This is a genomic window from Candidatus Planktophila sp. (assembly GCF_036734405.1).
Taxonomy (GTDB): Bacteria; Actinomycetota; Actinomycetes; order Nanopelagicales; family Nanopelagicaceae; genus Planktophila.
Map to the genome: position 1 here is coordinate 383,499 of NZ_DAIMYR010000001.1, position 20,235 is coordinate 403,733.

General features: G+C 45.2%; 20 protein-coding genes, 1 tRNA gene and 1 riboswitch. Of the genes, 17 read left to right on the plus strand and 4 right to left on the minus strand.

Going from position 1 to position 20,235, the window contains the following annotated elements; all coding sequences use genetic code 11:
• The first annotated feature begins 2 nt into the window (after window positions 1-2).
• From AC9UC2_RS01900 to AC9UC2_RS01910, 3 genes are read left to right on the plus strand one after another with little or no spacing between them, the layout of a single operon-like run.
• Complete coding sequence (locus tag AC9UC2_RS01900) at window positions 3-1,511, plus strand: NADH-quinone oxidoreductase subunit M (protein WP_509524619.1); 1,509 nt, start codon at window positions 3-5, stop codon at window positions 1,509-1,511.
• Window positions 1,511-3,028 (plus strand): NADH-quinone oxidoreductase subunit NuoN, encoded by a 1,518-nt coding sequence (gene nuoN, locus AC9UC2_RS01905; RefSeq protein WP_509524621.1) that lies wholly within the window; start codon window positions 1,511-1,513, stop codon window positions 3,026-3,028. Before AC9UC2_RS01900 ends, nuoN begins: the two co-directional genes overlap by 1 nt.
• Window positions 3,028-4,017 (plus strand): polyprenyl synthetase family protein, encoded by a 990-nt coding sequence (locus AC9UC2_RS01910; protein WP_509524624.1) that lies wholly within the window; start codon window positions 3,028-3,030, stop codon window positions 4,015-4,017. Before nuoN ends, AC9UC2_RS01910 begins: the two co-directional genes overlap by 1 nt.
• Here AC9UC2_RS01910 and rarD read toward each other — a convergent pair.
• Both rarD and AC9UC2_RS01920 read right to left on the minus strand, forming a co-directional pair.
• A complete protein-coding gene (gene rarD, locus AC9UC2_RS01915; RefSeq protein WP_509524626.1) occupies window positions 3,985-4,875 on the minus strand; it encodes an EamA family transporter RarD in 891 nt (296 codons plus the stop codon). The genes AC9UC2_RS01910 and rarD overlap by 33 nt on opposite strands.
• Entirely contained in the window at window positions 4,876-5,367 is a 492-nt protein-coding gene (locus tag AC9UC2_RS01920) for a YajQ family cyclic di-GMP-binding protein (RefSeq protein WP_509524628.1), read from the minus strand.
• A 104-nt stretch (window positions 5,368-5,471) separates the two neighbouring features.
• Between AC9UC2_RS01920 and AC9UC2_RS01925 the strand changes: the two genes are divergently transcribed.
• From AC9UC2_RS01925 to AC9UC2_RS01990, 14 genes are all read left to right on the plus strand, one after another.
• Window positions 5,472-5,556, plus strand: a tRNA-Tyr gene (locus AC9UC2_RS01925).
• 63 nt (window positions 5,557-5,619) lie between these two features.
• A riboswitch (SAM riboswitch) is annotated at window positions 5,620-5,732 on the plus strand.
• Between the two features lie 65 nt (window positions 5,733-5,797).
• Window positions 5,798-6,643: an ABC transporter substrate-binding protein gene (locus tag AC9UC2_RS01930; protein ID WP_509524630.1), complete on the plus strand. Its 846-nt coding sequence runs from the start codon at window positions 5,798-5,800 to the stop codon at window positions 6,641-6,643.
• Between the two features lie 36 nt (window positions 6,644-6,679).
• Window positions 6,680-7,546, plus strand: a complete 867-nt coding sequence (locus AC9UC2_RS01935; RefSeq protein WP_509524632.1) for an amino acid ABC transporter permease — start codon at window positions 6,680-6,682, stop codon at window positions 7,544-7,546.
• The gene (locus AC9UC2_RS01940; protein WP_509524634.1) at window positions 7,546-8,292 is read left to right on the plus strand and encodes an amino acid ABC transporter ATP-binding protein; all 747 of its coding nucleotides are present in this window, start codon (window positions 7,546-7,548) and stop codon (window positions 8,290-8,292) included. The genes AC9UC2_RS01935 and AC9UC2_RS01940 overlap by 1 nt, the downstream gene beginning before the upstream one ends.
• Window positions 8,292-9,080, plus strand: a complete 789-nt coding sequence (locus AC9UC2_RS01945; protein ID WP_509524636.1) for an ADP-ribosylglycohydrolase family protein — start codon at window positions 8,292-8,294, stop codon at window positions 9,078-9,080. Before AC9UC2_RS01940 ends, AC9UC2_RS01945 begins: the two co-directional genes overlap by 1 nt.
• A complete protein-coding gene (locus AC9UC2_RS01950; protein WP_509524639.1) occupies window positions 9,073-9,927 on the plus strand; it encodes a carbohydrate kinase family protein in 855 nt (284 codons plus the stop codon). Before AC9UC2_RS01945 ends, AC9UC2_RS01950 begins: the two co-directional genes overlap by 8 nt.
• Window positions 9,924-10,988 carry a M24 family metallopeptidase gene (locus tag AC9UC2_RS01955; RefSeq protein ID WP_509524642.1) on the plus strand — a complete coding sequence of 355 codons (1,065 nt, stop codon included), beginning with the start codon at window positions 9,924-9,926 and terminating at the stop codon, window positions 10,986-10,988. The genes AC9UC2_RS01950 and AC9UC2_RS01955 overlap by 4 nt, the downstream gene beginning before the upstream one ends.
• A gap of 106 nt (window positions 10,989-11,094) precedes the next feature.
• Window positions 11,095-12,495 (plus strand): hypothetical protein, encoded by a 1,401-nt coding sequence (locus tag AC9UC2_RS01960; protein WP_509524645.1) that lies wholly within the window; start codon window positions 11,095-11,097, stop codon window positions 12,493-12,495.
• A gap of 35 nt (window positions 12,496-12,530) precedes the next feature.
• Window positions 12,531-13,979, plus strand: coding sequence for an ABC transporter substrate-binding protein (locus AC9UC2_RS01965; protein ID WP_509524648.1), 1,449 nt, complete (start codon window positions 12,531-12,533; stop codon window positions 13,977-13,979).
• Between the two features lie 113 nt (window positions 13,980-14,092).
• Window positions 14,093-14,941 (plus strand): carbohydrate ABC transporter permease, encoded by an 849-nt coding sequence (locus AC9UC2_RS01970; protein WP_509524651.1) that lies wholly within the window; start codon window positions 14,093-14,095, stop codon window positions 14,939-14,941.
• A complete protein-coding gene (locus AC9UC2_RS01975; protein ID WP_509524653.1) occupies window positions 14,941-15,756 on the plus strand; it encodes a carbohydrate ABC transporter permease in 816 nt (271 codons plus the stop codon). The genes AC9UC2_RS01970 and AC9UC2_RS01975 overlap by 1 nt, the downstream gene beginning before the upstream one ends.
• 2 nt (window positions 15,757-15,758) lie before the next feature.
• Window positions 15,759-16,472, plus strand: a complete 714-nt coding sequence (locus tag AC9UC2_RS01980) for a FadR/GntR family transcriptional regulator (protein WP_509524656.1) — start codon at window positions 15,759-15,761, stop codon at window positions 16,470-16,472.
• Window positions 16,469-17,359 carry a carbohydrate kinase family protein gene (locus AC9UC2_RS01985; protein ID WP_509524658.1) on the plus strand — a complete coding sequence of 297 codons (891 nt, stop codon included), beginning with the start codon at window positions 16,469-16,471 and terminating at the stop codon, window positions 17,357-17,359. The genes AC9UC2_RS01980 and AC9UC2_RS01985 overlap by 4 nt, the downstream gene beginning before the upstream one ends.
• Entirely contained in the window at window positions 17,359-18,240 is an 882-nt protein-coding gene (locus AC9UC2_RS01990; protein WP_509524660.1) for a hypothetical protein, read from the plus strand. The genes AC9UC2_RS01985 and AC9UC2_RS01990 overlap by 1 nt, the downstream gene beginning before the upstream one ends.
• On the opposite strand, the gene AC9UC2_RS01995 is transcribed toward AC9UC2_RS01990, so the two are convergent.
• Window positions 18,230-19,084 carry a nucleoside hydrolase gene (locus tag AC9UC2_RS01995; RefSeq protein ID WP_509524662.1) on the minus strand — a complete coding sequence of 285 codons (855 nt, stop codon included), beginning with the start codon at window positions 19,082-19,084 and terminating at the stop codon, window positions 18,230-18,232. The genes AC9UC2_RS01990 and AC9UC2_RS01995 overlap by 11 nt on opposite strands.
• Entirely contained in the window at window positions 19,084-20,187 is a 1,104-nt protein-coding gene (locus tag AC9UC2_RS02000; RefSeq protein WP_509524664.1) for a Gfo/Idh/MocA family protein, read from the minus strand. Before AC9UC2_RS02000 ends, AC9UC2_RS01995 begins: the two co-directional genes overlap by 1 nt.
• Window positions 20,188-20,235: the final 48 nt, after the last annotated feature.

Below are 20,235 nucleotides of genomic sequence, written 5' to 3' on the forward strand. Positions count from 1 at the left end.
TAATGAAGTGGTTATCGCTGTTAATGCTTTTGCCTTTGGCGGGAGCGGCAATTATTGCTGCGCTTCCAAAGAGCAATGAGAAAGCTGCCAAGCAAGCTGCTTTAGGAACGACTCTTGTTGTTATGGCTGTAACGATCGCGATGGCGGTTGGTTTCCAGCGTGACAATGTTGGTCTGCAGTTTGTCGAAAAGTACGAATGGATTCCAAGTTTTGGAATTAACTTTGCACTAGGTGTAGATGCAATTGCACTTGTCTTGATTTTGATGTCAACAATTCTTGCGCCAATCGTTGTGCTTGCTGGCTGGGATGAAGCCCATGGTGGTCGTTGGAGGGTCAAAACTTTCTACATTTTAATTCTTGTCCTTGAGACAATGATGATCGGTGTATTTGCAGCAACCGATCTTTTCTTGTTCTATGTAATCTTCGAAGCAATGTTGATTCCGGTCTACTTCCTGATTGGTGGATACGGCACTGCAGAGCGTTCGGCCGCAGCAGTTAAGTTCTTGCTGTACTCACTATTCGGTGGATTGCTGATGCTTGCTTCGATAATTGCCCTCTATGTCATGTCAGGTGCGCAAGGTGGACACACATTTGATTTGGATAAGTTGTCACAACTTGAGATGAGTTCTACAACTCAGAATTTACTATTCCTTGGCTTCTTCATCGCCTTTGCGATCAAGGCTCCGTTATGGCCGTTCCATACCTGGTTGCCAGATGCTGCCAAATCTGCGACTCCCGGAACATCAGTTCTTTTGCTTGGCGTACTAGATAAAGTTGGTACTTTCGGAATGATCCGTTACTGCCTCACTTTGTTCCCTGATGCAAGCAAAACATTTACACCGGTGATTATGATTTTGGCCGTTATATCCATTATTTACGGCGCTTTCTTAGCAATTGGTGCAAAAGACATTAAGCGCTTGATTGCTTACACATCGATCTCTCACTTCGGTTTCATCACTATGGGTATCTTTGCGATGACGAGCCAAGCTCAAAGTGGGGCTATTTTGTACATGTTTAACCATGGATTCTCCACTGCAGCGCTATTCCTAGTTGCTGGCTGGATGATTGCCCGCCGTGGATCTTCAACGATCGCAGATTTTGGTGGCTTACAAAGAATCACTCCAGTAATGGCGTGGAGCTTCTTTATTGCAGGTTTGTCATCGCTGGCGTTACCAGGACTTTCCAGTTTTGTTAGTGAATTCCTAGTTCTAGTTGGAACATTTACGCGCTACCCAATTCACGCAATCGTTGCAACCTTCGGAATTGTTTTGGCTGCTTTGTACATCTTGATTCCAGTGCAAAAGGCTTTACACGGCCCTACAACTGCTGGAAATGAGAATCTCAAAGATCTCAATCTTCGTGAGAAGTTAGCAATCGCCCCGGTCGTCGCAATCATTGTTGTGTTGGGCTTCTACCCATCGCCACTGTTGAATGTAATTAATCCGGCAGCTAAAAATGTGGTTTCACAAATGGGATTCACCGATCCTGTACCAAGTAATGGGAGCAAGTAATGACATTTACATCACCAGTTCTTAATTACACACTGCTATCACCAATCTTGATTGTGCTTGGTGGAGCACTTATCGGCGTTCTTGTAGAGGCCTTCGTCTCGAGAGCACTTCGCCCAGTTGTTCAGTTAACTCTTTCTCTTGGCACATTTATGCTGGCATTGATGCAGGTCTGGCGAATTCGGGGAGAAGAATCGTTAACTCCTGCAATGGGTTCATTAGTAATTGATGGCTCTGCAGTTTTGCTTCAAGGCACAATTTTAATAATTGCAATCATTTCAATTTTCTTGATCGCAGATGTCGAACATTTCACACCGCTTGCAGCTGCACTACCTGGTTCAGATGAAGAGCGAGAAGCAGCCCAAGCTGGAAATCAGGTAACTGAGGTCTATCCACTAACTACCTTTGCTGTTGCCGGAATGATGATCTTCCCAATCGCAAGTGATTTGATCATGCTCTTTGTTGCCCTAGAAGTGTTGTCACTACCTCTGTACTTAATGGCAGGACTCTCTCGCAGACGCCGATTGGCCTCGCAAGAATCAGCGCTTAAGTACTTTTTGCTTGGTTCGTTTGCATCCGCCTTTTTCCTCTTCGGAGCAGCGTATTTGTATGGTTATTCAGGCTCACTTACCTTCGCGGGAATTCGTGAATCCGTAGTTGGCGGCAGTGGAAATGATGTTCTATTGCTAATTGGCATGGCTTTCCTAACTGTTGGTTTGCTCTTTAAGGTTGGCGCGGTTCCATTCCATTCTTGGTCACCCGATGTTTACCAAGGCGCACCTACTCCAATCACAGCGTTCATGGCTGCGGCAACCAAGGTCGCAGCATTTGGTGCCATGCTTCGAATTTATTACACAGTTTTTGCAAATGCAGAATGGTCCTGGAATCCAGTTATCTCTGCGATCGCAATCACCAGCATGCTCTTGGGTTCACTTGTTGCGATTTCACAGCGCGATGTAAAGCGTATGTTGGCTTATTCATCAATTGCTCATGCGGGCTTCTTGCTATCTGGAATCATCGCCCTTAACAAAGCTGGACTAGATGCCACAATCTTCTATTTGTTTGCCTACGGTGTAGCAACAGTCGGTGGATTTGCAGTTGTGACATTGGTTCGCGATTCATCAGGTGAAGTTACAGATTTGAATCGTTGGAAAGGTCTTGGAAAACGTTCGCCATTTGCTGCATCTGCTTTCGCGCTCTTCTTACTTACCTTTGCTGGAATTCCGCTTACAAGTGGTTTCATCGGAAAGTTTTCCATCTTTTCAGCTGCATATGAGAATGGTGCAACCGCAGTAGTTATCACTGGTGTGCTTTCAAGTGCGATTGCGGCATTCTTCTATATCCGCGTTATTGTCTTGATGTTCTTTACAGATGCAGTCGAAGATGGAACTGCAGTTGAAATTCCATCAATTCTTACCCGCGCAACAATTGTTATCGCGGCGGTAATCACGTTGGTATTGGGTGTTTATCCAGCGCCAGTACTTGATTTCATTACCGAACTAGCTATCTTCATTCGCTAATGTCCACATTTGGCATTCCCAATGTTGCGCCAGCTTTAGAGACGCAGTTAATAAGCCAAATGGCACAAGTGGAATCACTTCTGCGAAGCCACACACGTAGTGAGTATCCATTTGTAGATGAAACCGCCCACCATCTTGTTGCAGCTGGCGGCAAGCGTTTACGCCCGTTATTGACCCTTTTAACTGCGCAATATGGTGATCCAGATACTGAAGGCGTTATAGCTGCCGCGGTTGCCTGCGAAATCACACACCTGGCAACTTTGTATCACGATGATGTTATGGATGAAGCACCACTTCGTCGCGGAGTCGAAAGTGCCAACATGCGTTGGGGAAACACAATTGCGATTTTGACTGGAGATTTTCTCTTTGCGAAATCATCAGATCTATTAGCCGATCTTGGTCCTGCAGCAGTTCGCTTACAAGCCCGAACATTTGAGCGTTTGGTGATTGGCCAGATCATGGAAACCCAGGGTCCAAACCCTGGACAAGATCCTTTAGAACATTACCTAAAGGTTGTTGCAGATAAGACAGGTTCCCTAATTGCAGCTTCTGCACGTTACGGCGGAATGATTTCTGGAGCACCTGCTGCCATTACCGACACAGTTACTGTATTTGGTGAAAAAATTGGTGTTGCTTTCCAACTAGCAGATGATGTTATTGATATTGCAAGTGAATCAAATCAGTCTGGTAAAACTCCAGGAACAGATTTGCGTGAAGGTGTTCCAACATTAGTAACTCTTAATGTCATGAGATCTACTGATTCTTCAGATGCCGAACTCAAGCGATTACTGAGCGCTCCAATTGAAGATGAAACAACGGTTCAGGAAGTATTGGTTGCGCTTCGCAATCACAAAGCGCTAGATGAATCTCGTCAGCAATTGATTCAAGTTGCAAAAGAAGCTCGTGGTGCGCTGGGTCCATTGCCAATCAATGATGCAACCGGTGCTTTGATGTCGCTATGCGACGCTGTTATCGACCGTTCTGCTTGATCTGATTAAATCAATAGCTAAAGTCACCAGCGCTGCCCAAATAATCAAGAAACCAATCCAACGTGCTGTTGGCATATCCTCATTTAAAACCCACACACCTATAGAAAATTGAAGCGTTGGGGTTATGTATTGCAGTAAACCAATCGTTGTAAAGGGAAGTCTGTTAGTTGAGCCATTAAACAATAGAAGCGGAATTGCAGTTACCGCTCCAGCGCTAATAAGTAGAACTGTTAAGCCCCAACTCTGGCCAAACTGACCGGTGCCTTGATTACCTATGTAAACCAGGTACGCCAGGTAGAAAAAGCTAGAAATGAAGGTTTCAATTGCTAATCCTTCAAGAGCTCCCAGACCTAGCTGCTTCTTTATCAATCCATAGCTGCCCCATGAAACGGCTAGCGCTAGTGCGATCCATGGCAAGCGACCGTAATCAAAAGTTAAAACCAAGACTCCAAGGGTTGCAATTGAAACCGCCGCCCACTGTAGTGGCCGCATCTTTTCCTTTAGGAAGATAACTCCAAAACCAATAATAATCAGAGGGTTGATGTAGTACCCCAGCGAAGCTTCTACTACGTGCTCATTATTTGTAGCCCAGATGTAGACCAGCCAGTTAATGGAAATCAAAAGGGAAGAAAGAAAGAGTTTGATCGCAACTGTTGGACGTTTCAAAGTTACAAGAGTTGACTTCAGCGCTTTAGTGGCAGCCAGCACAATGAAGCAAAAAACTAATGTCCAAACAGCACGGTGAGAAACAATCTCTAGAGGACTGGCTGGTTCAAGCAGCGGCCAGTACAAAGGAAATGCGCCCCATAAAGAGTATGCACTTACTCCGAATAAAAGTCCGAGCTTATTTTTACTCAATTATCTAAAGTTCGTAAACTGAACCGCAAAATCCCAGCCACCATCTTTAATCATGGCCATTGTTTCTTGCAGATCATCGCGGCTCTTTGAAGTAACACGAAGTTCATCGCCTTGGATCTGTGTCTTTACAGATTTTGGACCTTCATCACGAATCATCTTTGCAATCTTCTTGGCATTCTCAGTTGAAATGCCTTCCTTCAAAGGTGCAGCAATTTTGTAAATCTTTCCTGATAGTTGTGGCGCACCGGCATCTAAATGCTTCAGTGAAACTCCACGCTTAATCATCTTGTCTTTCACAACATCTAAAGCCGCCTTTGCGCGCTCTTCAGTATCTGCTTCAATCAAAACCTTTTCGCCTTCAAGTTCAATCTTTGAACCTGTGTTTTTGAAATCAAAGCGGGTCTCAATCTCGCGGACCGCCTGATTAATGGCGTTATCGAGCTCCATGCGGTCGATCTTGGAGGTTACGTCAAAACTTGCATCTGCTGCCATGGTGGTGGCTCCTTCACTCTAAAAACGCATTTTGTGCGTGTACCTACCTAAGGTATCCTTTCCCCTCGCACTATCCATAATTGCCGCACTACTTGTTCGACCTTGGCGGGTTGCCCGAGCGGCCAATGGGAGGGGACTGTAAATCCCCCGGCTCTGCCTTCGAAGGTTCAAATCCTTCACCCGCCACCAGCTTCTTTGTTGCATCTAATTTGCAAGTCGACAACTGGCATACCCACCAATAATATTTGCAGTGGTCACGAGTTCCAGCATTAAGCCCCGGCTAACTGGACGGCAACCCTCCACCGCGGCGGGGTGCTCCGGGTGAAGACCAGGCCGATAGCCACCATCATCGGCAAGCGTGGGTCTAACTAACTGTTCTGATCTAGTTAGTTTAGTTAGTGATGATCCCCTGACACTTTAGGAGATTACGTTGAACAAGCGTTTCGGAATATTTACAGCTGTTGTAATTGCAGCAGCGTTAACACTTTCAGGATGTTCATCTTCAGATTCAGCAACATCTGAATCAGCATCATGTGAAAAGGCAGATCTTGCAACAGTTACTGAAGGCAAGCTAACAATTGCAACAGGCGAGCCTGCTTACTACCCATGGGTTATTGATGATGCACCACAAACCGGAAATGGTTTTGAAGGTGCAGTTGCATACGCAGTTGCTACGCAACTCGGATTTGATGCAGCAGATGTCACATGGGTTCGTACAACATTTGATTCAGCTGTGACACCAGGAGAAAAGAACTTCGACTTCAACTTGCAGCAATTCTCAATCACAGAAGAGCGCAAGAATGCTGTTGATTTCTCATCTCCTTACTACACGGCACCACAGGCAATCGTTTCATTCAAGGGAAGCAAGATCGAAGGAAAGACAACTCTTGCAGAACTCAAGGGAGCAAAGCTTGGCGCAGCAGTTGGAACAACTTCACTTGATGCAATTGAAAACCAGATCGGTTCAACACCTCAGGTATTCAATGACAACGCAGCGGGTGTTTCAGCACTGAAGAACAAGCAGATCGATGGTCTAGTAGTAGATCTACCAACTGCTTTCTACCTATCAGGAGTTGAAGTTCCAAACGGAATTATCGTAGGACAGTTGCCATCAACAGGTTCAGGAGACCAGTTCGGTCTCTTGCTAACTAAGGGCAGCAAGCTAACTTCATGCGTGTCTGGCGCAGTTGATGCAATCACTGCAGATGGCACTTTGGCAGCAATTACAGAGAAGTGGCTAGCAACTGATGCTGGCGCTCCTGTATTGAAGCCTTAATAGGAACTAAGAAGTAAAGACGGTAGTTTGGCGACCATGTCAGAGAAGCAAAGCTCTGCGTGGTCGCCAAGCTCACGTGAATTAGAACGCCGCAAGTCTCGGCGCGCGATAAGCCGCAAGCAAGCAAGTATTGCTGCGGCTTCTTCCATTTTTGTACTTGGCACATTGTTTTTAATTCTTGTAACAAGCCCAGGTTGGGAAACAGTTAAAACAACTTTCTTTGATATTGAATACGGCAAAGAGGTTTTTCCAACAGTCATAAAGGGTTTATGGATTAACTTGCAACTCACCTTCATCGGGGGAGCAGCAATTGGAGTTATTGCTTTAGGTCTAGCGCTGATGCGCACAACGAAATCCCCAGCGCTTACTCCATTTAGATTTTTAGCTACCGCCTACGTGGACATCTTCCGTGGTGCACCACTTATCTTGATCATTTTGTTAGTTGGTTTTGGCGTTCCGGCACTTGGTCTGACCGGCATTTCAAGCAACGTAATCTTCTTGGGCACAGTTGCAGTAGTACTTACTTACTCTGCCTACGTCGCCGAAGTTATTCGAAGTGGAATTTTATCTATCCACCCAAGTCAACGCGCAGCTGCACGTTCGCTAGGTTTGACTTCAGGGCAGACCATGCGCTTTGTAGTTTTGCCGCAAGCAATTCGCCGGGTAGTTCCACCACTTCTTAATGATTTTGTCTCGCTGTTAAAAGACACCGGTCTTGTTTCCATCTTAGGCGTGACAGATGCGGTTCGAGCAGCCCAAATCAATGCCAGCCGTACCTTTAATTACACCCCATATGTTGTAGCAGCAATCTTGTTCTTGCTTATAACAATTCCTTTGACTCGTTACACAGATAGAGTAATTAGACAACGCACCAGTGCTCAGAACTCTGAAGGTGCGATTTAATGAGTAATGTCCTAGAGCTAGTAAATATTCGTAAATCTTTTGGGGCCGAGCTTGTTCTAAAGGATTTATCCCTGACAGTTCCAGAGCACACAGCAACTGTTTTGATTGGCGCATCAGGGTCAGGTAAATCAACATTGCTTCGTTGCATTAACTTGCTGGAATCAATCGATGATGGACAAATCTTTCTTGATGGAAAAGAAATTTCAGATCCTCTTATAAATGCAGATGAAGTTCGCCGCCGACTGGGAATGGTTTTTCAATCATTTAATCTATTTCCGCACAAAACCGTTTTAGAAAACATCGCCTTGTCGCCGATCAAAGTTCATGGCAAGAGTAAGGATGAAGCAAATACCCACGCGATGCATCTGCTGAAGCGCTTTGATCTAGCTGATAAAGCAGATCAATATCCCGATCGCCTTAGTGGGGGACAGCAGCAACGTGTCGCAATTATCCGTTCGTTGGCGGTAAGCCCTCGCTTACTACTGCTTGATGAAATCACATCTGCGCTAGACCCTGTTTTGGTTAATGAGGTACTAAGTGCCGTTCGTGATTTAAAGAGCGATGGAATGACAATGGTTCTTGCAACCCACGAGATGGGATTTGCTACTCAAGTTGCGGATGAGGTTTGCTTCCTTGAATCAGGCAATATTGTCGAACGTGGAACTGCCGAACAGGTACTGCATAACCCTCAGAATCCAAAGACGCAAGAGTTTCTAAAGCGGGTACATCAAGCCGGACGCCTGTAGTGAGAGAATTTCCTAAGATTGCTACGCCGCTATTGGCCTATGCAGCAGGTGATGCCTTCGGAGTTTTCTACGAATTCATGGAAGATACTCCAGAAGTTATTCCTCAGAAATTGTTACCGAAAGAGGGATGGCCACTAGGCGGGGTAAGCGATGACACTTTGCTCTCTGTCTTAACAATTCAGTCACTAAAAAAATCTTCACCAGAAGAAGCTGCCGAAAATTTCTTAATCCAGTTGCACAAGGCTGTTCCTAGACTGCGTGGACTTGGTCCAACAACACGTACTGCACTTGGGTTAGAGGTTAAATCAGGAGAGCGTGGTGTCATTGGTGAGACCAATGGCGCAATCATGCGAACCGCACTTTGCGGTTTGTACTTGAATCAAAATCGCGATGAGTGGATTAAGGCCCTAGTGGAAGTAACTCATAAATCTCCAAAAGCGATTGAGTGCGCACAAATTGCAGCAGGTTTATTTGCTGGTGAAGATCTCCCTGATTACGCAAATTGGACTCCACCAGCATCTGGTATCTCTTTGGATCCACTTGAGACTTTGCAAGCAGTTGTTTGGGTTGTGAATAAGGCGAATAATTGTGCTGAAGCTTTTGCACTAGCGTGTTCATTAGGTGGAGACACAGATACTGTCGCAGCTCTATCTGGGGCACTGTTTGCCGCTAGATGGCCGGAGAAAGCAGATTTCTATTCAATCCCGTGGATTAAGGATGTTGCTTGGGATGAAGTTGAGGAAGATTTAATGGCTTGTGCAGAAATGTTGGTAAAAATTCATGAGTAAAAGAGTTTGGGTTCAAGGACCGATAGCAATTGACACCGTTGTGTATGTTGAAAAGTTCCCAACACCAGGAACTTTTATGAACTCAATTAGAACTGTAGAAAGAACAGGTGGTACTTCTGCCAATGTTGCATTAGGGCTGTGTACCACCGGAGTAGAAACAAACTTTGTTGGCTACCTGGGTAATGACGACAATGGAAAGAAATTACGTAAAGTCTTGGATAAGAGCGAGATTAAGTATTCAATCATCACAGAAATAGATGGACCAACCTCGAACGCTCTTATTTTGATCGATGACAAAGCTGAGCGCACAATCATTTCGATGACAAAGCCATACTTGCGCGAATTACGAATGGACAATGTGCCATTTTCAGAAGGCGACGTAGTTGCCATTATTTTGTGGAGAGAAGAATTTTTAAATGACCTTCTGCGAGCAGGGACATCAGGTTGTTTAACAGTGGTTGGAGCAGCAGCATTAGTGGATGCAAATGTTAGCCATGCACATTTGGCTATTGGTTCGGTCTCAGACATTCCAAGTGGCGTGAATCCAGAAGATCACTTAGATCGTTTTGATGAGATTGTTTTAACCGATGGCCTCAATGGTGCTCGATACTATTCAAAGAAACAGAAGCTTGAACAGTCAGCCTTGAAAGTCGATGCAATCGATGTAACTGGCGCGGGGGATGCATTCATTTCTGGCTATTTGGCAGCCTTAGCAAACGAATTAGATCCCTCACAATGCTTATTGATGGCGACCCGATGGGCAGCCTCTGCAGTTCAAGTGAATTCTTCTATCCCACCGGCCTTTGACCTTGTTCGCAAGGAGTGGGGAATAGAATTGCCACTATGAGCGACTTTAATCAACGCCTTCAGCCACTTCGCGAACTGATGACGGAAAAAGGACTAGATAGCTTTGTTCTGCGCCGTAATCCAAACCTTGCCTGGGCTATTGCAGGTCGTGCTCATGTGCCAACGACCATCGATATGGCTTGCTTTGATTTAATCATCACGCAGGATTCTGCGACAGCAATTACAAATGTTGTTGAAGCACCTCGATTAATTGCCGAAGAATTACCTAGCGAGGTAACGGTAAAAACAATTAAGTGGACTGAAGGCCGAGATCCACTTCTTCCAACAGGGCCAAAAGTTGGAAGTGATCAACCAGGTGCTGACCGAATTGATTTGGGTATCGAAGTTGAAATGATTCGGGCATCTCTAATTGATTCAGATCTTGCTCGATTCAAAGAAATATGTGTCGATGCTGCAGTTGCTTTAGGAAATGCAATGAAGCAGGTAGAAAGTTCAGACCGCGAAATTGATGTTGCAGGATTAATTACTCATTCCTTATGGCAGGCAGATTTAGAAATCGCTTTCTTAGGTGTTGCAGGCCAAGAACGTGTGCACGCATTTAGGCACCCATTGCCAACTGATGCAGTTGTTGGCAATCGAGTAGCAGCCTCAATTTGTGCAAAGCGCAAAGGTTTAATCGCATCAGTTACGCGCATTGTTACTTTCGGCGAAGTAACAGATCAGATGGTTTCTGATTACACAGCAATCTATAAAGTCGAAGCAGCTTTGCTAGATGCAACTGTTGTAGGTGCGCCATTTTCAGATCCAATCAATGCAGCTATTGCGGCATATCCTGCCAATGGCTTTGATGCCGATGAATGGACAAAGCATCACCAGGGCGGTCCAACAGGCTTTCTGCCTCGCGATTGGCCAGCCAACCAAGGCTCCACACGCTTGATTGCCGACAACCAACCCATTGCCTGGAACCCAACCGGTAAGGGTTGGAAGGCCGAAGACACCATTGTCGCCACCGATTCAGGCGTAAAAATGCTCTCGGTTGACCCTGATTGGCCCACATTTCAGGTCAATGGTCGGACCAGAGCATTTCTTCTCAGTAAATAATCACCCATCACAGTCTTATAACAACGCGTAAAAATGCCCTTTCAGCATTGACTCGCGCCTTATCCAGTGGCACGCTCTGCCAAGAGGTCTTACCACTGGAGGTTTAATGAGCACCGTTGCTCTCGTTGCATTAGCGCGCCCTACCTTCGACCTCGTCTGCGCCCAAGCCAACTTTGATTCTGCTCGTGCATTGCTTACCGAGCTTGGCGCAACAGTTGTTGGCCCCGCTGATCTAGTGATGACAGTTGATGATGTTGCAGCAGTAACTCTTCCAGAAGCTGATCTACATATTTTGTTTATGGCCTCATTTTCCGATGCTTCTCCAGCGGTTGAACTTTTAGGAAAAGTTAAAGGACCTGTACTTGGTTGGTCAATGCGTGAACTTGGTCAAGTCGGCGAACGTTTGAAACTGAATTCAATGTGCGGAGTGAACCTTGCTGCGCATGCATTAATGAATGTTGGACAATCAATTCGCCATATTCATGGAAATGCAGATGAACCGCAAGTGCGTACTGCAATCAAGGATGCGCTCGCAGGAAAACTTCCAGCTGCATCAACTCCAGAAAATATTGTTGGCGAACTCGGATCAGAAGCCGATGCACAAAAAGCATTTGATTGGATGAAGGGTAAAAAGATAGGCGCGGTTGGCGATGCACCAATTGGTTTTACTCCTTGTGTTTACGATGCACAACAAATTCGTTCTTTATTTGGTTTAGATATCCGCCAAATAACTATCGATGATGCTTTTGGGAAAATTTCAGAAGTTAAGGAAGAAACCCGCGAACTTGCATATGCAGGCGCACTTGCTGCGCAGCCTTCGCTTGCATCAGTAAATGTTGATGAAGCAAAGAAGGTTTACGGAGTCGAAGTAGCGCTAGATAAATGGCGTGAAGATGAGCTACTAGATGCAATTGCAATTCGTTGCTGGCCAGAGTTCCCAACTGAAATGGGAGCCTGCATTTGTTCATCGCTTGGACGTCTTGCAGATCGTGGCACAGTAACTACTTGTGAGCGAGATGTTCTGGGCGCAGTAACAATGATGATGTGCGAAGCACTTGGTTCAGATGAAAATTATTTGGTCGACATTGTTGATCTTGATGCTTCACAAGGTTTAGTACGTTTGTGGCACTGCGGATCTGCAGCAACAAAACTTGCAGCTGATCCAACAAATGCCACGCAATCAACCCACTGCAATCGCAAACTTGGCGTTGCAGGTAATTTTCCGCTCAAGACCGGACCAGTAACCCTGTTCCGCATTGATCGGGATGTAGATCCGAGCAATCGCACGGGTTTACGAATGGTTGTGAGCCGAGGGGAATCGATCCCAGCTCCCAATCACTTCCAAGGCAATACAGCAACGGTGATCACTCAACCTGATGCCGCTGCGTTAGTGAATGGAATAGTCACTGGCGGATATCCGCACCACTTGGTCATTTCATGGATCGATGTGCGACCAGGTATTCGCCAAATGGCAAAGATGTTAGGGATACCCCTCACAGAATGGTAAACAACAACAACCAACCCTCGAAAGCAAGGATAAAAATGAAAACTAAAGGACACAAAGCCTTTGCTTCACTCCGTGCTGGTGTAGTTGCAACAGTTGCTGCGGCACTTGTTATCACTCCACTTGCAGTTGTAAACGCAGCCGAAGTTCCAACATTCGGTAAGCGTTGTACAACAGAAGGCGTAAGCACAGGACAAAAGACAACCTCACTCATTTGTGCCGAAAACTCTGCTGGAAAGTTAACATGGCAGCGCGTGCGCCTAGGTTCATCAAAGGCAGCACCAGTTGCAGCACTTACTCCGCCAAAGGGAACAATTGAGTTCCACCACTGGCGCGGAGAAGATAAGGCTGTTCTTCAGAGCATTATCGACAAGTACGAAGCACGTTATCCAGGAACAAAGGTCAACCAAGTCATCATGACTTCAGGTGACTATGGAAACCTTGCACTCACAAAGATCAGCGCAAATCCAAAGGCTGCAGTATTTGTGACAATGCGTGGCGGACAATTCGATAACTTCTACAAGGCTGGCCTGCTGAAGGATCTTTCTACTCAGCGTTACGCACAGCAAAACTTCATCCAGAGTGCGTTACAGCCAGGAACTGTTGATGGCAAGGTCTTTGGTCTTCCATATCAGTCACTATTCAACAACCCAATTTACAACGCAGAACTATTCCAGAAGCAGGGTTGGAAGGTTCCAACAACTTGGAGCCAGACACTTGCATTCTGTAAGACTGCCAAGGCTGCTGGATTTATTCCATTTGCATGGCCAGGCGGAACCCGCGGTAACGCAGGTCAGATCCTCAATGCTTTCATGATGAACTCTGCTCCATATGCAACAGTTTTGAAGAACGCAACTGACATCGATAAGGGTCGCGCTGATCTAACAGGTGATTGGTTTACTGGAATTGCAAAGCAGTACAAGCAAATGGCTGACGCTGGATGCTTCCCTGCAAATGCAACTGGTTACACCGACACTGTTGCACCTGCAGATTTTGCAGCAGGTAAGGCAGCTATTTATCCAACTGGAACATTCGGTATGAGCTCAGTTACAAAGCTCAATCCAGCAATGGCCGGAAAGATGAAGATCATGGGTCTCATCACAACTGATGCAAAGCCTTACTATGAAGGAATTACAAACAACACCTTCATCTTGAGCGTGAATGCTAAAGCGAATTCAACAGATCAGAAGATTGCTAACTCGTTCATCTCATTCTTGGCTACAGCACCAATTGCACAGGAATACGCAGTTGGAACTTCTCAGCACGTATCAGTGATCAACGTGGATTACTCCGCAAACGTTGATCTATTGAATACATCAGACATCATGGGTAAGAAGCTACTTCTAGCTCCACGCTTCTTGTTCCTAAATCAAGGTGTAGTACGTGACAAGCTAGAAGATGCATTGATCGCAATTGTTGGCGGTGCCGATATCACAAAGACACTGGCTGACACTTCTAAGATCATCAAGCAAGGACTAGGTGCCTAATTAGCACAGTAGTTAATAACCAGGCCAGCCCTACCGCACCTAGCGGTAGGGCTGGAACTGGCCTACCGAAAAAGAAAAAGCCAAAATTCTTTGATTCCAAAGTTTTGGTTCTTATGGCTCTACCAGCTTTCGCTATTTACTCATTTTTGTATCTATACCCATCGGTTTCAAATCTTTGGAATTCAACAAAGCGTTGGGATGGTGTTCTTCCGCCTGAATTTATTGGTGCTAGAAATTTCACTTATCTGGCAACAAATGATGATCTTTTTCTTAAAGTATTAGGTAACAACTTTCGCTTTGCATTAGTTGTCGTAGTTCTACAGACTTCATTCTCACTCTTGTTCGCCACATTCTTATTGAAGAACACAAAAACAACAATTTTCCTTCGAGTTGTTTATTTCTTCCCTACTATTTTGTCCTCTGTATCGGTCGGACTAATTTGGCTTTTCTTATATAACCCAAACTATGGATTAATCAACGCGACCGCAAAGAGGATCGGAATCATGAACGATCCCGGGGTCAATTGGCTCGGTGATGGGCGATATGCGCTTTATGCCATCGCTATAACCCAAGTGTGGTTTCACACCGGACAAATGGTTGTAATTTACGTCGCTGGTTTGCAACAAATCCCTGCAGAGCTATATGAGGCGGCAGAAGTTGATGGTGCATCTCGCTGGCAACAGTTCAAGAGCATTACTTGGCCAATGGCCCTTCCAACCACAGCCGTCGTTGTTGCCTATACGACAATTCAAAGTTTTAGAGCATTTGATCTGGTGTATGCAATGACCCAAGGTGGTCCTAATAACGCCTCCGATGTTCTTGTTACCCTGATTTACAACACCGCTTTTGCAAGTTACAAATTTGGATATGCATCAGCGCAATCAGTTTTACTTGTAATTATGGTTCTACTTATTACATGGCTTCAGAGGCGCACTTTGCGAGTGAATTATGGGGATAAATAATGGTTTATAAATCCACAAAGAATTTCTTACTAACAGCCTTCGCTTTCATCGTTCTGATCCCATGTTCTATCGTTGTTTTAGGATCATTTAAAACTGATGCTGAGATTTATTCGACACCTTTGGCACTGCCAAAGACTTGGACTTTAGATAATTTCCGTACGCTCTTTGATTCTGGAGGATTATTCATCCCCTTTAAGAACAGCGTTATCGTGTCAGTTTCTTCAGTATTCATCACATTGATCTTGGCCAGCATGGCAGCCTATGCAATCGCAAGATCGGTAACTATTTCAGGCAAGGTGTTGTTCTTCTTGTTTACCCTTGGACTTGCAATCCCTGGTCAAGTAAACATCATTCCAATCTATGTACTTTTTGTGAAGTTGCACTTAAACAATTCACTCATTGGGTTAGTTCTGGTAAATATCGCTTTAACTCTGCCTATTTCAATATTTATTTTGAGCGCATTCTTTAAAGATCTGTCAAAGGAAATGTTCGAAGCAGCCAGTATCGATGGAGCCGGACACTGGAGAATCTTTAGATCTGTTGCACTTCCACTCTGTCGACCAGCCATGGGAGCAACAGGAATCTTCCTGTTTGTTATTTGTTGGAACGACTTGCTATATCCACTGATGCTCATCAGCGAGCTAAGCAAGAAAACACTTCCATTGATTTTGATTGACTATAGAGGTGAGTATTTCTCTAGCTTCAGTATGTTGTTCACGGCAATCTTTGTGGCATCAATACCGATGGTTATTATGTATTTGTTCTTCCAGAAGTCATTTATTGCTGGAATTACTGCTGGCGCAGTAAAGGGCTAATGATGAGTGCAGTTACACCGTTAGCTCCACAAAGGGCTGCTCGCATCGCAACTCAGTTGATGGAGTTAATAGAACTTCAGAAGTTGATGCCAGGGGATAAGTTGCCACCAGAGCGTCAACTTGCAGATTTACTCGAAGTAAGTCGTCCGAGTTTGCGGGAAGCGCTTCATATTTTGCAGGCACAGGGATTAGTACAGATAAAGCATGGTCAAGGAACTTTTGTGCAAGAACCTGTCGTAGCTCAAGAGCTTCGCGCTTCAGTTATGACCAAGACTCATGGACTCAATGAGCTCTTTGATGCCCGCGAAGTTCTTGAAGTACCAGCCTCTAGGTGGGCGGCAGAAAAAGCAACAAAAGAGGATATTCGTCTTCTGCGCGCTACTTTAAATCAGATAGATACGATTACCGCTATCAAGCCAGTTGATTTTGACCAGCTGCAAGCGTTGGATGCAAAGTTTCACTTAACAATTGTTGGCATTGCAGGCAACCGATTCATCAATCAAACATTAAACGTGCTGCAAGATGTAATGAAGATGTCTATGGAAACAACTCTGCGCCTTCCTGGACGATCAGATATTTCCCGCAGTGAACACAATGAAATTTTGGCAGCAATTGAAAGTGGCGATGGAGAGCGAGCCTCAAAGTTAACATTTCAACACATTACTGGTGCTCGTGCGACTGCTTTGGCAGATGCAAAGAAGAAAGATAACAATTGAGTTCTGTTCAAGCCGTATGTGTTGGTGTCATTACTATCGACACAATCGCACTTGTAGATAAATACCCTGGCGAAGATGAACGAGTTTTAGCAGAAGAAATTATTCGTGCTGGCGGTGGACCCGCTGCAGTTGCTGCCGTTGCACTAAGTCGCTTAGGAATAAAGAGTGCAATTGTTGGAACAATTGGCGATGATGCAGATGGCAAAGAAGTTTTACGTATTTTTGCGCAAGAAGGTGTGGATACCTCAGGTATTTCAATTGGGACAACGCCTACGGCAGGAAGCGTCATAGTTGCTTCAAAAGAACACAGTGCACGTGCGATTAGTACTCGCCAACCTGTAACACAGGCAGCCATGAATGATGCAGCGAAAAAGTTAATCGCATCTGCGCAGTGGGTGCATGTGGATCATGTCGGCGTGAAGCGGTTAGATGAAGCGGGGATTTCTCGAGGCAAGGGACCACAGATTTCATTTGATGCGGGATACGGAGTCGAAACTTTTGATCCAATAGTTGTGGACTTATTTGTTCCAACTGATCGCCAGATGGCACTTCGTTATCCAGGTGTTGATCTTGCTGTTGCTCTAGAAAATGATTCTATGAAGGCTGGAAACACAGTTGTTGCTACTCAAGGATCAGCTGGCAGCGCAGGTTTTTCACCTGAAACTGGGCTTGTTACAGCACCTGGTTTCAAGGTCGATGTAACAAGCACGCTGGGTGCTGGGGATGTTTTTCATGGAGCTTTAGTAGCTCAACTGATTCAAGGACATCCTTTACAGGAAGCTATGCGTAGAGCAAATGCTGTAGCCGCACTTTCATGTCGCGGCCTAGACGGTCAATCAAAGATTCCAACTACTTCTGAACTGAACGCTTACCTGGAGGCACACTGATGAGAAAACTACTAACTAATTTGGCAAGACCATCAGGTGCTTTAGCAATGGTTGCTGTAGATCAAAGAGAAGCGCTACGCGGAATGTTTGCTCCACATCAAAGCACCCCAGTTCCTGATTCACAACTAACTCAATTTAAAGTCGATGTTGCACGCGAGCTTTCACCATTTGCATCAGCACTATTAGTAGACCAAGAGTTTGGCATCGATGCGATTATCGATCAGAAAGCGCTCAACAGTGGATGTGGATTAATTGCTGCCGCAGATTTGTTAGTAGGTCCTGCAGGTGGCGCAGCAACTGATACGGCAATAGATCCAGATGTTGATCCAATTCGTATGCGCGATATCGGCAGCGTTGGACTTAAGTTTCTAGTCTTATGGCGCAATGATGAATCACCAGATGTGCGAGCGAAGTTAGTTGAAGATTTCAACAAACTATGTGAAATATCTGGTCTTCCATCAATTATCGAAATTATCGTTAAGCCACCAACAGATTCTTCTCGCAGTTTTAATCGTGAGGAGGAGTTGATTATCGCTGCACGTGAAGCCGCAGCCTGGAAGCCAGATCTTTACAAAGCAGAGGTTCCGTTCCATGGTGAAGGAGATTTGAATCTTGTTACCAAAAATGCTGACAGAATTTCAGAGGCAATCGGTTCACCATGGGTTGTTCTTTCAAATGGTGTCAAGCAACCATTCTTTAATGAAGCAGTTAAGGCTTGTGCAATGGGTGGAGCCAGTGGCTTCCTTGCAGGACGTGCGGTGTGGGCGGACATTGTCAGTTCGCCAGATATTCCAAAAGCACTGCGTGAAATCTCTATTCCGCGCTTAGAACAGTTAGCAGAGATTGTTGACACCCATGCAAAGCCTTGGACTAGTTGGTAATTAGTTCAATCATTCTCTGAATTGCCAACTCTGGCTGAACTGGATTTAAGAGCACCACATTTCCTGTTGGTGATTCGTTCCAAAAACTCATACCTTCAGGATCGATTGTTACATTTCCGGCAGGTGAAGTTTCAAAAAACTCGGGTGAAATTAAAGCTAAAGCTGCGATGGGATCATGGGGAATCGTCCAGTCTTGATTTCTAGGCTCAATCCAACTCATGATTTCTGAGTAAAGAAGTGCTCCGAACACGGGAGCATTTCTGATCTGCTCGATTTCCTCCATTCGAATGATGGTTTTCTGAGAGCTAGGTAAGTCTAAGATCGAAATTGGAATACTTGATTCTAGAACTATTCTGGCCGCATCAACATCACACTTAAAGTTATGTTCCACTCTAGATTGAGTGAAGTCGCCCCCCATAATCCAAACTCGTTTGACCTTCTTTTCAAAATCTTGATTACTCTGAATTGCTCGTGCAATATTTGTCAGTGGTCCAATCGCAATTACATCAGTAGCTTCAGGTTGGGTAACAACTGTGTTTACAAGAAAATCAACCGCTGACGTAGGTTGAGGCGTAAATGAATCTAAGTCCTTGAAGTTCTCTCCTTCTGATCCCGACATCCAAACTTCACGACCAGAAATGGGATTATTCTCGCCATTAAATGTTGGGATTGTTCTATTCTGTAAAGAACACAAATGCATCGCTATCGTGGAACGTAGGTTGGCATCACCATAAACAGTCGTTATTCCGATTAAATCAACATCTTTTGAGCCCAACAGAACTGCCAAAGCCAGTGCATCATCGACATCGGTACCTATATCGGTATCGAGGATGATTTTATGCATTAGCCCCAGAGCTCTTTGATTTCGACTACTCGGCCTTCATTGATGCTCTTGTGAGCGGCAAGGCCAGTTACAACGCTAGTTACGCCATCTTTTAGGGAAACCTCTGCTGGAGTTGAGTTCAAGATTGCATCGCGAAATTTTGTGTGCTCGATGTACGAAGCACCGTAATGGTGGCCCATGTACTTGACATCGAAGTTATGAACAATCTTTTGTTCACTACCAGGGGTACGTGATGCACCAGTCTTCCATCCTGAAAGCTTGCCTATTGATTCGCGACGAGAAGCGCGCAAAACTTGTGAAGGCAAGAAGGATTCGATCTTTCCTTCATCACCAACGATTGTCAGAATCTCTTTATCAAAAGTTCCTTCACCAAACATGCACAGATCCAACATTCCGCGGGCCCCGTTTGCGTATTCAAGAATTACAAAAGCGTTATCCAACATATCTGCTTGCTTGCCATCGTACTTTTCATCTAAGTGATTAACGCTTTGACCACCTGATGCAAAAACGCAAACAGGAGTTTCTCCAACGACGATGTCCATTAAGTTGAAATAGTGGCAACACTTTTCAACCAAAGTTCCACCCGTGCGCTCTGCAAAACGATTCCAGTTATCAACCTTTGGATAAAAAGGCTCGCGATGTTCACGAATAGAAACTTGGTGAATCTTTCCTGCTTCGCCTTCTTTTGCCCGAGCGATTGCTTCAGCAACAGGTGGCATGAAACGGTACTCAAGACCCATCCATGTCATTGCACTTCGCTTGTCATCCCAGGCAAGAATTGATTTCAAATCTTCAACGGTTGTTGCAAGCGGCTTTTCAACAAAGACAGCTAAATCTGTTTCGAGCGCATCCTTCAAAACTGCAGCATGTGTGTCATTCGGAGTAGCGATAACAACGGCATCGATTAATCCAGAATCCAGCATTGCGCGATGGTCAGAGAAAACGGTGGCCCCAGGCGCCATGGCCAGGGCGGCATCTTGAGATGGCTTATGGGGATCGCTGATCGCAGTTACAGCCGCTCCACCCATGACTTTGATGTTCTCAATATGCTCGCGGCCCATGCTGCCCGCACCGATAATCCCGTACCGAAGCTCTGTTTTCATGGCAACAGGTTAGACCACTGAGAGAATTTTGGGCAGGGGGGTAGACGA